Annotated in this window: 14 protein-coding genes; 8 read left to right on the top strand and 6 right to left on the bottom strand. The window is 74.5% G+C overall.

Going from position 1 to position 12,740, the window contains the following annotated elements:
• Nucleotides 1-113: 113 nt before the first annotated feature.
• The 3 genes from AB0E19_RS07280 to AB0E19_RS07270 form a co-directional block, all read right to left on the bottom strand.
• Entirely contained in the window at nucleotides 114-692 is a 579-nt protein-coding gene (locus AB0E19_RS07280) for a TerD family protein (RefSeq protein WP_360600617.1), read from the bottom strand.
• Nucleotides 693-800: 108 nt separating this feature from the next.
• Complete coding sequence (gene uvrB, locus AB0E19_RS07275) at nucleotides 801-2,948, bottom strand: excinuclease ABC subunit UvrB (protein WP_362174649.1); 2,148 nt, start codon at nucleotides 2,946-2,948, stop codon at nucleotides 801-803.
• A 48-nt stretch (nucleotides 2,949-2,996) separates the two neighbouring features.
• Entirely contained in the window at nucleotides 2,997-3,893 is an 897-nt protein-coding gene (locus AB0E19_RS07270) for an MHYT domain-containing protein (RefSeq protein WP_362174646.1), read from the bottom strand.
• 282 nt (nucleotides 3,894-4,175) lie between these two features.
• On the opposite strand from AB0E19_RS07270, the gene AB0E19_RS07265 reads away from it, so the two are divergent.
• Both AB0E19_RS07265 and AB0E19_RS07260 read left to right on the top strand, forming a co-directional pair.
• Nucleotides 4,176-4,730, top strand: coding sequence for a methylated-DNA--[protein]-cysteine S-methyltransferase (locus AB0E19_RS07265; RefSeq protein WP_362174643.1), 555 nt, complete (start codon nucleotides 4,176-4,178; stop codon nucleotides 4,728-4,730).
• Nucleotides 4,731-4,835: 105 nt separating this feature from the next.
• Nucleotides 4,836-6,137, top strand: coding sequence for an MFS transporter (locus AB0E19_RS07260; RefSeq protein ID WP_362174640.1), 1,302 nt, complete (start codon nucleotides 4,836-4,838; stop codon nucleotides 6,135-6,137).
• A gap of 12 nt (nucleotides 6,138-6,149) precedes the next feature.
• Here the strand turns inward: AB0E19_RS07260 and AB0E19_RS07255 are convergent, their stop codons facing one another.
• On the bottom strand, nucleotides 6,150-6,509 hold the full coding sequence (locus AB0E19_RS07255; RefSeq protein WP_362174637.1) for a cupin domain-containing protein: 360 nt from the start codon (nucleotides 6,507-6,509) through the stop codon (nucleotides 6,150-6,152).
• Between the two features lie 288 nt (nucleotides 6,510-6,797).
• Here AB0E19_RS07255 and AB0E19_RS07250 point away from each other — a divergent pair, with 288 nt between their 5' ends.
• A complete protein-coding gene (locus tag AB0E19_RS07250; RefSeq protein ID WP_362174634.1) occupies nucleotides 6,798-7,718 on the top strand; it encodes a pseudouridine-5'-phosphate glycosidase in 921 nt (306 codons plus the stop codon).
• Nucleotides 7,715-8,656 carry a PfkB family carbohydrate kinase gene (locus tag AB0E19_RS07245; RefSeq protein WP_362174631.1) on the top strand — a complete coding sequence of 314 codons (942 nt, stop codon included), beginning with the start codon at nucleotides 7,715-7,717 and terminating at the stop codon, nucleotides 8,654-8,656. Before AB0E19_RS07250 ends, AB0E19_RS07245 begins: the two co-directional genes overlap by 4 nt.
• Here AB0E19_RS07245 and AB0E19_RS07240 read toward each other — a convergent pair.
• A complete protein-coding gene (locus AB0E19_RS07240; RefSeq protein WP_362174628.1) occupies nucleotides 8,648-9,295 on the bottom strand; it encodes a uridine kinase in 648 nt (215 codons plus the stop codon). The two genes, AB0E19_RS07245 and AB0E19_RS07240, sit on opposite strands and share 9 nt — an antisense overlap.
• Before the next feature lie 72 nt (nucleotides 9,296-9,367).
• On the opposite strand from AB0E19_RS07240, the gene AB0E19_RS07235 reads away from it, so the two are divergent.
• Genes AB0E19_RS07235 through AB0E19_RS07220 form a run of 4 tightly spaced genes read left to right on the top strand, consistent with a single transcriptional unit; the run spans nucleotide 9,368 to nucleotide 11,842 of the window.
• Nucleotides 9,368-10,186: an SDR family oxidoreductase gene (locus AB0E19_RS07235; protein WP_362174625.1), complete on the top strand. Its 819-nt coding sequence runs from the start codon at nucleotides 9,368-9,370 to the stop codon at nucleotides 10,184-10,186.
• A gap of 13 nt (nucleotides 10,187-10,199) precedes the next feature.
• Nucleotides 10,200-10,577: a MerR family transcriptional regulator gene (locus AB0E19_RS07230; protein WP_362174621.1), complete on the top strand. Its 378-nt coding sequence runs from the start codon at nucleotides 10,200-10,202 to the stop codon at nucleotides 10,575-10,577.
• 60 nt (nucleotides 10,578-10,637) lie between these two features.
• On the top strand, nucleotides 10,638-11,096 hold the full coding sequence (locus AB0E19_RS07225; RefSeq protein WP_362174618.1) for a hypothetical protein: 459 nt from the start codon (nucleotides 10,638-10,640) through the stop codon (nucleotides 11,094-11,096).
• An 11-nt stretch (nucleotides 11,097-11,107) separates the two neighbouring features.
• The gene (locus AB0E19_RS07220; protein ID WP_362174615.1) at nucleotides 11,108-11,842 is read left to right on the top strand and encodes a DUF2293 domain-containing protein; all 735 of its coding nucleotides are present in this window, start codon (nucleotides 11,108-11,110) and stop codon (nucleotides 11,840-11,842) included.
• 45 nt (nucleotides 11,843-11,887) lie between these two features.
• Here AB0E19_RS07220 and AB0E19_RS07215 read toward each other — a convergent pair whose 3' ends face one another.
• Nucleotides 11,888-12,685, bottom strand: coding sequence for a chaplin (locus AB0E19_RS07215; RefSeq protein WP_362174613.1), 798 nt, complete (start codon nucleotides 12,683-12,685; stop codon nucleotides 11,888-11,890).
• Between the last annotated feature and the right edge of the window lie 55 nt (nucleotides 12,686-12,740).

Below are 12,740 nucleotides of genomic sequence, written 5' to 3'. Positions count from 1 at the left end.
CGGTCGTGCGGTCGTGCGGTCGTGCGGTCACGCGGGACAGCTCCCGGCGGGCCGGTGCCCGTCGGGAGCTGCGGTGCGGCGGCGGGGCGGCGGAGTCCGCCCCGCGGGTCCGCCTACAGGTGGGGCAGGATCGCCGGCATCAGGTCCTGGAAGGTGCGGCCGTTGGCCGGGTTGCCCAGGGCGGTCATCTGCCAGCCGGTGCCGGCCCGGTGCACCTTCGCCATGATCTGCGCGGTGTACTGGCCGCCGCCGTCCAGGGTGTAGCGCGCCAGCTCCTGGCCGTTCGTCTCGTCGACGAGCCGGCAGAAGGCGTTCTGCACCTCCTGGAAGGTCTGTCCGGTGAAGGAGTTCACCGTGAAGACGATCTGGTCGATGTGGACGGGCACCCGCTGGAGGTCGACGAGGATGGCCTCGTCGTCGCCGCCCTGGCCCACGCCGCCCACGAGGTTGTCACCGGTGTGGCGGACGGAGCCGTCGTCGCTGACCAGGTGGCGGAAGAAGACCACGTCCACGGGCTGCTTCTCGGCGAAGAGCACCGCGGAGGCGTCCAGGTCGATCTCCCGGGTGCGGGAGCCGAAGAGCCCCCGGCGCGGCGCGGCCTGCCAGCCGAGCCCCATCCGCACCTGGTTGAGGCTGCCCCCGCCCTGCTTCTCCAGGCTGATGGCCTGCCCCTTGGTCATGTTGACCGTCACGCGCTGCCCCTCTCGTCGTTGTGGCAGCACCCTACGCAGGACCACTGACAACGTGCCGGGCGCGGCCCGGTTTTGTGTCGGTCTTGCAACACACCGGGCCGCCACGGGTCACGCCAGTCCCGCCTCCTTCATCTGCCGCAGCTCCTTCTTCAGCTCGGCGACCTCGTCCCGCAGCCTGGCGGCCACCTCGAACTGCAGCTCCGCGGCGGCGGCGCGCATCCGCTCGGTCATCTCCTCGATGACTCCGGCCAGTTCGGCGGCGGGGCGGTCGCCGAGCTCCAGCGTCGAGCCGGCCTTGGCGCCCGCCTTGCCGGCCTTCGCCGCCTTCGGGGCGTGCGCGGCGAGCGAGGGCACCGGGGACTTGGCGCCCTTGCCGTCCTTGCCCTGCCGGTAGCCGGTGCCGAGCAGCTGCTCGGTGTCGACCTCCTCGCGGGCGATGGTGGCGACGATGTCGTTGATCTTCTTGCGGAGCGGCTGGGGGTCGATCCCGTGCTCCTTGTTGTAGGCGACCTGCTTCTCGCGGCGCCGGTTGGTCTCGTCGATGGCCTGGGCCATGGCGGGGGTGATGGTGTCGGCGTACATGTGGACCTGGCCGGAGACGTTGCGCGCGGCGCGGCCGATGGTCTGGATGAGGGAGGTCCCGGAGCGCAGGAAGCCCTGCTTGTCGGCGTCGAGGATGGCGACGAGGGAGACCTCGGGGAGGTCGAGGCCCTCGCGGAGCAGGTTGATGCCGACGAGGACGTCGTACTCGCCGGAGCGCAGCTCGCGCAGCAGCTCGATGCGGCGCAGGGTGTCGACGTCGCTGTGGAGGTAGCGGACCTGGATGCCGAGCTCCAGGAAGTAGTCGGTGAGGTCCTCGGCCATCTTCTTGGTGAGGGTGGTGACGAGGACGCGCTCGTCCCGCTCGGTGCGCAGCCGGATCTCGTGGACCAGGTCGTCGATCTGGCCCTCGGTGGGCTTGACCACGACCTCGGGGTCGACGAGGCCGGTGGGGCGGATGATCTGCTCGACGAAGCCGTCGCCCCGGGAGAGTTCGTAGGTGCCGGGAGTGGCGGAGAGGTAGACGGTCTGGCCGATCCGCTCCTGGAACTCCTCCCACTTCAGCGGGCGGTTGTCGAGGGCGGAGGGGAGCCGGAAGCCGTGGTCGACGAGGGTCCGCTTGCGGGAGGCGTCGCCCTCGTACATGGCGCCGATCTGGGGCACGGTGACGTGCGACTCGTCGATGACGAGGAGGAAGTCGTCGGGGAAGTAGTCGAGGAGGGTGTTGGGCGGGGAGCCGGGCTCGCGGCCGTCGAAGTGCATCGAGTAGTTCTCGATGCCGGAGCAGGAGCCGATCTGGCGCATCATCTCGATGTCGTAGGTGGTGCGCATGCGCAGACGCTGGGCCTCCAGCATCTTGCCCTGCTTCTCCAGCTCCTTGAGGCGGCCGTCGAGCTCGCGCTCGATGTCGTTGACGGCCCGCTCCATGCGCTCGGGGCCGGCCACGTAGTGGCTGGCGGGGAAGACGTACAGCTGCTCGTCGTCGCTGATGATCTCGCCGGTCAGCGGGTGGAGGGTGGAGAGCGCCTCGATCTCGTCGCCGAACATCTCGATGCGGACGGCGAGCTCCTCGTACACGGGGAAGATCTCGATGGTGTCGCCGCGGACCCGGAAGGTGCCGCGGGTGAACGCGAGGTCGTTGCGCGTGTACTGGATGTCGACGAAGCGGCGGAGGAGCTGGTCGCGGTCGATCTCGTCGCCGACCTTGAGCGGGACCATGCGGTCCACGTACTCCTGCGGGGTGCCGAGGCCGTAGATGCAGGAGACCGAGGCGACCACGACGACGTCCCGGCGGGTGAGCAGGGAGTTGGTGGCGGAGTGGCGCAGCCGCTCGACCTCCTCGTTGATCGAGGAGTCCTTCTCGATGTAGGTGTCCGACTGGGGGACGTACGCCTCGGGCTGGTAGTAGTCGTAGTACGAGACGAAGTACTCGACCGCGTTGTTGGGCAGGAGCTCGCGGAACTCGTTCGCCAGCTGGGCGGCCAGGGTCTTGTTCGGCGCCATGACCAGGGTGGGGCGCTGGAGCTTCTCGATCATCCAGGCCGTGGTGGCCGACTTGCCGGTGCCGGTGGCGCCGAGGAGGACGACGTCCTTCTCGCCGGCGCGGATGCGCTTGTCCAGCTCGGCGATGGCCGCCGGCTGGTCACCGCTCGGCTGGTAGGGGGAGACGACCTCGAAGGGCGCCACCGAACGTTCGATCTTGGAAACGGGCCGCATGCCACCACCGTACGACCCGCCACCGACAGTCGGGTGCTGATCGGCGCCTCACCAGTCCTGGGAGCCATGGCCGCCGCGCGGGACGGACCTCCGGAAGCCGCGTCCGCCGGAACGGGCGGTCCGGTTCGCGGGCCGGCCGTAGCCGGGGACGTGCCGGGGGGCGGGGACGCCGGGGCGGTACGGGGAGCGGGCCGGGGTCCGCTGCCAGTCCGGGTCGCCCATGACGAGCAGCGGGTCGAACATGACGACGACGGCCGCGAGGATGAGGAAGACCGCCGGGCCGATCAGCATGGGCAGCAGCATCGACCCCGTGGTGGCGCCGGTGGGCGCGGCGGAGGCGGCGTGCAGGTGGACGCTGACGGCCGCCATGGCGGTGTAGTGCATGCCGCTGACGGCGACGCCCATGACGAGGCTGGCCCCGAGGCTGGCGAGGAAGCCGTGGACGGAGACCGCCGCCCAGAGGGCGGTGGTGGCGGCGACGACGGCGATGACCACGGAGAGGGCCACGGTCAGGGTGTCGTACTCGATCCGGCCGGGCAGCCGCATCCCTGCCATGCCGAGGTAGTGCATGGTGGCCACGCCGAGACCCGTGATGGTGCCGCCGGTGACGAGGGTGAGCGCGGTGGCGCCCCGGTAGCCGACGATGAAGATGCCGATGCCGACCATGACGATGGCGACGGCGAGACTGGCGAAGGTGATCGGCCGGTCGTAGTCGATCGGCGCCTGCTCGACCGTGAAGCCCATCATGGCGATGAAGTGCATCGTCCAGATGCCGGTGCCGATGGAGGTGGAGCCGAGGGCCAGCCAGCCGGCCTTGAAGGAGTCCCGGTGACGCAGCGAGCGGGTCGTGCATCTCAGCCCCAGGGCGCCGCCGAGGCAGGCCATGAGGAAGGCCGCCACCGGCGTGACGACCCCGTAGCTGAATCCGTCGACCGTGCCCTGCATGAGCGTGTGCCCTCCCACCCCTGGCGCATGGACGTCCGAAAACAGTCGGTACCGCTGGGTAGTACTACCGGGGCGAGATTATGGCCCGCCGAGGGTTCCGCGGGCACCTGACCGGCGATTTTCCGGTCGTGAGACCGGAGCGAGACCGGTCCGTGACCTCGGGAGGGGGTCCCGCCGCCGGATCGCCGCCGAACGACCGTTCTGGCTGACGGACGTCGGCGGGGCGTGACCGGAAAAGGGCGTCCGGCCCCGGCTGTCGGTGCCGGGCCGTACGGTGAGGGCATGGACATCGAGGACGGACCGCGCGGCCCGCGCGCCGAGTGGGCGGTGGTGGAGAGCGGCATCGGCCCGCTCTTCCTGGCGGCCACCGGGCGGGGGCTCGTGCGGGTCGGGTTCCACGCGGGCCGGGACCGCGGCGCGCGGATGCCGGAGCGGCTGGCCGAGCAGCTGGGCGGCCCGGCCGTCGAGTGCGCCACGGGGCTGCTCGCCGAGCCGGCGCGGCAGCTGGAGCGGTACTTCGCGGGGGCGCTGCGCGCGTTCGACCTGCCGCTGGACTGGTCGCTGACGACCGGCTTCAACCGCCAGGTGCTGCGCGAGCTGGCCACCGGCGTCCCGTACGGGACGGTGGTCGGGTACGGCGAGCTGGCGCGGCGCGTCGGCCAGCCGGCGGCGGCGCAGGCGGTGGGGGCGGCGATGGGCGCCAATCCGCTGCCGGTGGTGGTGCCGTGCCACCGCGTGGTGGAGAGCGACGGCGGGCTCGGCGGCTTCGGCGGCGGCCTGGAGACCAAGCGAAGACTGCTCGCCCTGGAGGGCGTGCTGCCGGAACCGCTGTTCTGAGCGGCTCCGGGTCCCGGACCGCGCCGTCCGCCGGGGAGGCGGGGCCGCCCGGGGTTTCCGTTCCCCGCCGTTCCCCTCGGGTGCGCGGGCTGGCACACTCCGGTAGTGACCGAAACGCCCGACGCCCCTGACATCCTCGTGCCCGGAGAGACCGCCGCGCCGCTCTCCCCCGCCACGCTGCCGGCGCTGCGCCGGCGGGTCCAGGCCGTGCTCGTCGCCACCCAGATCCTCGGCGGTCTCGGGATCGCCACCGGAGTCGCGCTCGCCGCCGTCCTCGCCACCGAGGTGAGCGGTACGGACGCGCTGGCCGGGCTCGCCTCGACGGCGACGGTCGCCGGGCCCGCGCTGCTCGCGATGCCGCTGGCGGCGCTGATGGCGCGGCGGGGGCGGCGGGCCGGTCTGGTGCTCGCCTATCTGCTGGGCGCGCTGGGCGCCGGTGTCGCGGTGCTCGGCGCGGTCCTCGACAGCTTCCCGCTGCTTCTCGTGGGTCTGGTGGGCTTCGGCGCGGGGTCCTCGGCCAATCTGACGGCCCGGTTCGCGGCCGCCGACCTGGCGCCGCCGGACCGCCGGGCGCGGGCCATCTCGACGGTGGTCTGGGCGACCACGATCGGCGCCGTCCTCGGCCCGAACATCGCGGCGCCGGCCGGGCGGAGCGTCGCGGGCCTCGGCATACCCGTGGCCGCGGGCCCGTTCCTGTGGGCCGCGGTGGTCTTCGTGGTCTCGGCGCTGGTCGTGGCGGTGCTGCTGCGGCCCGATCCGCTGCTGACGGCGCGGGCGCTGGCCGCCGCGGACGGGAGCGGGGCGGACGACCGGCCCGAGGGCCGGTCCCTGCGGGCCGGGCTGCGGGCGGTCCGCGCGTCGCCGCAGGCCCGGATCGCCCTGGTCACGGTGGTCGCCTCGCAGACGGTGATGGTGTCGATCATGTCGATGACGCCGGTGGCACTCACCCACCACGGGGCCGGCATCGAGCTGATCGGCCTCGTCATCAGCGTGCACATCGCGGGCATGTACGCGTTCTCGCCGGTCATGGGCTGGCTCTCGGACCGGCTCGGCCGGCTCGCGGTGATCGGGCTCGCGGTCGGTCTGCTCGGGGTCGCGGCGCTGCTCGCCGGCACCGCGGGCGCGAGCCACACCCGGGTCGCGGCGGGTCTGTTCGTCCTGGGGCTCGGCTGGTCGGCCGGGCTGGTGTCGGGCTCGGCGCTGCTGACGGACTCGGTGCCGCAGGCGGCGCGGGCGGCCGTCCAGGGCCTGTCGGACACGGCGATGAACACGGCGGCGGGCCTCGGCGGCCTGCTGGCCGGAGTGATCGTCTCCAAGGCGGGCTACGGTCCGCTCAACGCGATCGCCGCCTGTCTGCTGCTGCCGATGGCGGCCCTGGCCCTGCGGGGCGTGCTCCGCAGGGCCTGACCGGCGCCCGGGTCAGGGCAGGGTGATGTGGTACGCCTTGCGCAGCGTCTCGTGGACGGTCCAGGTGGTCCGGTCGCCCTCGCGGAGCACACAGGCGTCACCGGGCCCGATCTCCATCGTGGCGCCGCCCTCGACGGCGACGGTGGCCCGGCCGCCGACGACGACGAAGAGCTCGTTCGCCTCGGTGTCGGTGACGACGCCGGGGGTGATCTGCCAGATGCCGCGCAGCTGCTTGCCGTCGGCGGACTCCCACAGCACCTTGCCGGACACCTCAGGGGTGCCGGACACGATCTGGGCGGGGTCGAGCGGGTCGGCTTCCAGCTCGGCGTCGGGGATGTGGACGGCGAAGGAGGGGAGGTCGTGAGTCGTCATGGGCGGTGACTGTAGCCGGGTCCCGGAGTGGCGGGTGCGTCCGGGAGGGGCGGAAGGAATCCCTCCGTCCACCGCTCTGACCAGGCACGTTACCGATCCGGACGGCAAGCGACGGATTCCGCACCGAGGCCTTGCCCGCCGCCGAAGCGGGTCCCGCCCCGCCCGGGCGCGCGGCGCCGGGTGCCGGAGAACCGAATCCGTACCCCCCTCGCACCCTCGTGCGAAAGGGGGGTGGCGGCAGATCGCCAGAGGTGTTTGGGGGGCGGGCGGGCGCGCCAGGAATGGACCATGACCACGACCACACTGGTGTCCGAAGAGGTGCGGGACGCGCTCCGCGAGGGCCGGCCCGTCGTCGCCCTCGAATCGACGATCATCGCCCACGGCCTGCCGCGCCCGCGGAACCTCGCCGTGGCCGTGGAGCTGGAGGAGTCGGTACGGGCGGAGGGCGCCGTGCCGGCCACCATCGCCGTGCTCGACGGCGTGGCGCGGATCGGCCTCGACCGGGCCGGGCTGACCCGGATCGCGGAGGACCCCTCGGTCCGCAAGCTCGGCCACCGCGACCTGGCCCCGGCGCTCGCCACCGGCGCCACCGGCGCGACGACGGTCTCCGCGACGGCCCGGCTCGCCGACGCGGCGGGCATACGGGTCTTCGCCACCGGCGGCCTCGGCGGAGTGCACCGCGAGTGGCACGAGACCCAGGACGAGTCCGCCGACCTGCGGCTGCTCGCCGAGGTGGGCCTCACGGTGGTGTGCGCGGGCGTGAAGTCGATCCTCGACGTCCCGGCCACCCTCCAGCGCCTGGAGACGCTGGGCGTCACGGTCGCCGGGTACGGCACCGAGACCTTCCCCGGCTTCTACCTCTCCTCCTCCGGCGAGCCGGTCGACTGGACGCTGCGGACCCCGGAGGAGGTCGCCGCGGTCATACGCGCCCGGGAAGCGCTCGGCCGGCCCTGGTCCGCGCTGGTCGTCGCCCATCCGGTGCCCGAGGCGGAGCAGCTGGACCCGGCACTGCACGACCGGGTGCTGGCGCGGGGCCTCGCCGAGCTGAAGGAGAAGGGCATCACCGGGCAGGCCGTCACCCCCTTCCTCCTGGAGTACCTGACCACGCACACGGACGGCGCGTCCCTGGAGGCCAACCTGGCGGCGGTGCGGGGCAACGTCCGGCTCGCGGCCCGGATCGCGGGGGCGTACGCCGCGGGCGAGCGGTGACGGCGGCCGGCGGGCCGGCACCGGGCGGGGCGCTGCTGGTCGTCGGGGACGTCGTCACGGACGTGGTGGCCCGGCACCGGGGGCCGCTCGCTCCCGCGACGGACACGGCGGCCTCCATCCGCACCCTGCCGGGCGGCGCGGGGGCCAACGCGGCTTGCTGGGCGGCCCGTTCGGGACACCAGGACGTGCGGCTGCTCGGCCGGGTCGGCGCGGAGTCGGCCGCCTGGCACGGGCGCGAGCTGACCGGGGCGGGCGTCCGCCCGCTCCTCGTGCCGGATCCCGAGGTGCCCACGGCCACCGTGATCGCCCTGGTGGACCCGGCGGCCGAGCGGACCTTCCTGACGGACAGCGGCGCCGTGCTCCGCCTCTGCCCCGACGACTGGTCCGCCGGACTCCTCGACGGCGTGGCCGCCCTGCACCTCTCCGGCTATCTGTTCTTCGCCCCGCCGAGCAGGGCGGCCGCCCTGCTCGCCCTCAGGGACGCCCGGGCGGCCGGAATACCGGTGAGCGTGGACCCGGCGTCCGCCGGCTTCCTGGCGGAGCTGGGCCCGGAGCGGTTCCTCGCGGCCGTGGAGGGCGCCTCCGTGCTGCTGCCCAACGCCGACGAGGCCCGGCTGCTCACCGGCGCCCCGGACGCGGAGGCTGCGGCCCGGGCACTGAGCCGGCGCGTCCCGCTCGCGGTCGTGACCCTGGGCGCGGACGGCGCACTGATCGCCGAGGGCGGCACGGTCACCGCCCGGGTCACGGCCCCGGTCGTGCCGCCGGAGCGACGCCTGGACTCGACGGGCGCGGGCGACGCGTTCACGGGCGCGTTCCTCGCGGCGCGGCTCGCGGGCGCGGACCCTGCGGAGGCGGCGCGGGCGGGGTGCGCGGCGGGCGCCGAAGCGGTGACCCTGGTGGGCGGCAGACCGCCCTCGGACCGCCCGTCGTCAGTCTGAGCCGAGGTCCCCGAGCCCGGTCCAGGCCGGGTGCCGCGGGTCGTCGGCCCGGACGACGACGTCGGCGGTCCCGGCCGGATCGACCTCCGTCTCGTACCGGGCGAAGGCGGGCAGCGCCCAGGGCTCCCCGGTGCGCCGCGCGAGGGCACCGGGCGACAGCCGCAGATGGACGGTCAGATCGAAGGGGAACCAGTGGCCGAGGAGGAACGGCCCGTGCAGCAGCAGGACGCCGCCGGGCGGCAGCGTCACATACGGACTCCGGGTCGCCCGGTCCTTCACCGGATCCCACAGATCGGGCAGCACCCGCCCGTCGCCGCCCGGCTCCAGCGGGGTGAACACCTCGCGCCACAGGGCCCCGGTGTCGGTCCAGCCGTCGTAGTACGCGTCGGGGTCCTGTCGGCCGTGCTCGTACCGCAGCGACGCGGGCCGCAGAAACCCCTGGGTGCCGGCGACGTGCACGGGGCGTCCGCGGTCCCGCAGCTGCTCCGCGAGCAGCCCGGCCAGCTCCGCGCCCCCGGCGGCCGGGGCCCCGTCGACGGCGATCTTCAGCCGGTCGCCGCCGTCACCCGGCGCGAGCCGGTCCACGTGCCGGGCCAGCCGTCCGGCCATCCGGCCCCAGGTGATCGCCTCGTATCGCATCCCACCCATTCTGCCCCGCGCGCTCCCCCGGCTTGACCTTGCCACTGGCGTCACGGTTCCAGCATCGTCCGCATGAACACCACCGACTCCTCCGTCACCCCCGGCTCCTCCGTCACCCCCGTCACCTCCGACACCTCCGACACCTCCGTCTCCCCCAGGGTCGTCCTCGTCACCGGCGCGGGCACCGGCATCGGCCGGGCCACCGCCCGTGCCTTCGCCCGGCGGGGCGCGACCGTCGTCGCCGTGGGCCGCAGGCCCGAGCCCCTGCGGGAGACCGCCGCCGAGGCCCCCGGCGCGATCCACCCGCTCCCCGCCGACATCACCGCCGAGGGCGCGCCCGAGGCGCTCGTCCACCGCGTGCTCGCCGACCACGGCCGCCTCGACGTGCTGGTCAACAACGCGGGCATCGCCGGCGGCGGCCCCCTGGGCACCCTCGACCGGGCCGGGATCGCGCCCCTCCTCGAGACGAACCTGATCGCGCCGGTGCTCCTCACCCAGGCCGCGCTCCCCGCGCTGCGCTCCTCCGGCGGCGTGGTCGTGAACGTGACGACGACCGTCGGCCAGCGCGGCTGGCCGGACAACTCGGTCTATCCGGCGACCAAGAGCGCCCTGGAGACCCTGACCCGCTGCTGGGCCGTCGAACTCGCGCCCGCCGGCGTCCGGGTGGTGGCGGTCGCCCCCGGCGCGATCGAGACCCCGATCGCCGACCACATGGGCCTCGGCCCGGAGCGGCGCGCGGCCGTCCGGGCCTGGCAGCTCGCCCACACCCCGCTCGGGCGGATCGGCCGGCCCGAGGAGGTCGCCTGGGCGATCACCGCGCTCGCCGACCCCGAGGCCGCCTTCCTCACCGGCACCGTGCTCCCGGTCGACGGGGGCGCGCTCGTCGCGTGATACGACTGGGCGGATGCGCATCGGTGAACTGGCCCACAGGACAGGCGTGTCGGCGCGGTCCCTGCGCCACTACGAACAGGCGGGCCTGATCGCCTCGGACCGCGCGGCCAACGGCTACCGGGTGTACGAGGAGGCCTCGGTGGTCCGCGTCGCCAACATCCGGTACCTCCTCGGCGCCGGGCTCACCCTCGACGACGTGGCGGCCTTCCGCTCCTGCCTCGACGGGGACCTGCCGTCGGTGCGCCCCTCCGCCCGCGGCCTGGAGATCGCCCGCGAGCGGCTCGCCGTGCTCGACGCCCGCATCGCCGCGCAGACGGCGGCCAGGGACCGGCTGGCGGCGGCCCTCGCCGCCCGGTACGACGGTGACGCGACCCCCGCCGTAATGCCATGATCTGACGGTCCGAAGGATCTTCGGGCGGTCGGGAACGGCGACTCGGGGGAGGACCACGCCATGGACGTGGCGCTGATAGCGGTGGCGGGCACGCTTCTCGGCGTGATCGCCACCCACTGGTTCCAGGGACGGACGACCCTGCGCACGGCCGCGCTCGCCCGGAACGAGCAGCTCCGCCAGGAGCGGATCGCCACCTACAGCGCCTTCGCGGGCGCCGTCGTCGAGTACCGGCACAGCCAGAACGACCGCTGGTTCCGGGCCGTCGAGGAGCCCGGCTCGGAGGAGGCCGAGGAGTCGCGGCACGCCTCCTACCGCCAGCGGACCGCCGCCCGGCAGGCCCTCTTCCGCGTCCAGCTGGTCTGCGACGACGCCGACCTGCGCAGGCTCGCCGAGGCCGCCTTCGACGAGACGCACTGCATGCACGAGGCGGTCGGCACGGCCGACCGGGCCCGCCGCTCCGACCAGGCGAAGGAAGCCCTCGCCCGGTTCGTCGCCGCCGCCGCGCCCGGACTCCGCTGAGGACGGCGGCCATGGACCTCGTCGCCCCCGTCGTCGTCGAGCCGCTGCGCCGCCGCCGCTGCTCGGAGTGCCGGCAGGGTCCGCTGGAGCGGATGATCGTCGAGTACAACCAGCCGGTCTGCCTGGACTGCGCCGACCTCGGCCACCTCGTCTTCCTGCGCCGGGGCGACACCGCGCTCACCCGGCGGGCCCGCGAACAGAGCGCCCTGTGGGCGGTGGTGGTACGCCACAACCGGCGCCGCACCCGCTACGAGCGCCAGGGGCTGCTCGTCGAGGAGGCGGCCCTGGCCCGGGCGGAGACGGCCTGCCTCGCCGACGCGGAGGCCCGGGCGCGGCGCCGGGCCCGGGACGCGGAGCGGCGCGCCGTGCGGGACGCCGGGGTCACCGAGGCCCTGCGGGCGGAGATCCTGCGGCTCTTCCCCGCGATGCCGCCGGAGCGGGCGGCCGAGATCGCCGTCCACGCCTCCGCGAAGGGCAGCGGCCGGGTGGGCAGGACGGCCGCGGGACGCGCCCTCGACCGGGGCGCCGTGACGGCCGCGGTCCGCGCCTCGGTGCGGCACCTGGACACGCCGTACGACGCGCTGCTGATGTCCGGTGTCCCCCGTCATCAGGCCCGTACCCGGGTCTCCGCCGCCATCGAGACGGTGCTGCGCGCCTGGCGCGCGCCGCGGTCCGGACACGGGGACGCGCCCGGCGTGACGGGCACGACGGGCGCGGAGGGGACGCCGGGCCGGGCTGACCGCTGACGGCTCGGACGTCAGCGGGGCCGGCTCCGGCGTGGCAGGTCCGGGTCAGACCTGGTCGCCCGCGCGGCGGGCGCGGCGGTACATCAGCGCGCCGCCGAGGAGGAGCGCGGCGCTGCCCGCGGCGGCGTAGCCGACGGAGTCGCTGCCGGTGGCGGCGAGCACGACCCGCTCGGTCTCGCCCTGCGGGGCCGGGGCCGGGGCGGGCGCCGGGACGGCCGGCTTCTCCTGCTCGGCGACCGGCTTCGGCGGCAGGTTGCGCACCGGGGTCTGCGGGCGCGGGGTCGGAATCTCGACCTGCGGCTGCTCGGGCGTGCTCGGGGCGTTGACCCCGGTGTTGCCGACGGCCGGGTTGCCGACGCCCACGACGTTGACCGAGTTGCCGACGACGTTGACCGGCAGGTCGATCGGGAGCTGGAGGCCGTTCCCGGACAGCACGCCCGGGGAGCCCTCGGCGTGGCTCTCGGCGGTGGCCCCGCCGCCGTTGACGGCCCCGCCGTCGGACGAACCGCCGCCGTGGGTCTGCTCGCCGCCGCGCGGGGTCACGGCCTCGTCCTTGTGGGTGCGGCCGGGGCCGCCGTCCCGATGCTCCCCGGCCGGGGCCGAGGTGTTGGCACAGGCGTTGCCCGCGGCCGGGTTGAGCAGCCCGACGACGTTGACCGTGTTCCCGCAGAGGTTGACCGGTACGTGGACCGGCAGCTGGATCGTGTTGCCGGAGCCCACTCCCGGGGAGCCGACCGCGGCGCCCTCGGCACCCGAGTCCGCGTGGGCGGCGCCCGCCGACAGCGCGAGCGCACCACCCGTGACCAACAGTGTGGCCAGACCACTTCGGCGCATCTGCCTCATGGCTTCCTGCCTTCCGGAGTTGCACGGGCGATTGCCCGTACCGGAATAAACGCGA

The organism is Streptomyces sp. NPDC047974 (assembly GCF_040653375.1).
Lineage (GTDB): Bacteria > Actinomycetota > Actinomycetes > Streptomycetales > Streptomycetaceae > Streptomyces.
Note: the sequence above shows the minus strand (reverse complement) of the source record. Positions and strands in the feature narration are given on the sequence as shown.

Coding starts and splice junctions, on each gene's coding strand:
- AB0E19_RS07230 (WP_362174621.1), top strand. CDS start 10,200: ATGCGCATCGGTGAACTGGCCCACAGGACAGGCGTGTCGGCGCGGTCC.
- uvrB (WP_362174649.1), bottom strand. CDS start 2,948: ATGCGGCCCGTTTCCAAGATCGAACGTTCGGTGGCGCCCTTCGAGGTC.
- AB0E19_RS07240 (WP_362174628.1), bottom strand. CDS start 9,295: ATGCGATACGAGGCGATCACCTGGGGCCGGATGGCCGGACGGCTGGCC.
- AB0E19_RS07235 (WP_362174625.1), top strand. CDS start 9,368: ATGAACACCACCGACTCCTCCGTCACCCCCGGCTCCTCCGTCACCCCC.
- AB0E19_RS07255 (WP_362174637.1), bottom strand. CDS start 6,509: ATGACGACTCACGACCTCCCCTCCTTCGCCGTCCACATCCCCGACGCC.
- AB0E19_RS07225 (WP_362174618.1), top strand. CDS start 10,638: ATGGACGTGGCGCTGATAGCGGTGGCGGGCACGCTTCTCGGCGTGATC.
- AB0E19_RS07220 (WP_362174615.1), top strand. CDS start 11,108: ATGGACCTCGTCGCCCCCGTCGTCGTCGAGCCGCTGCGCCGCCGCCGC.
- AB0E19_RS07270 (WP_362174646.1), bottom strand. CDS start 3,893: ATGCAGGGCACGGTCGACGGATTCAGCTACGGGGTCGTCACGCCGGTG.
- AB0E19_RS07250 (WP_362174634.1), top strand. CDS start 6,798: ATGACCACGACCACACTGGTGTCCGAAGAGGTGCGGGACGCGCTCCGC.
- AB0E19_RS07215 (WP_362174613.1), bottom strand. CDS start 12,685: ATGAGGCAGATGCGCCGAAGTGGTCTGGCCACACTGTTGGTCACGGGT.
- AB0E19_RS07265 (WP_362174643.1), top strand. CDS start 4,176: ATGGACATCGAGGACGGACCGCGCGGCCCGCGCGCCGAGTGGGCGGTG.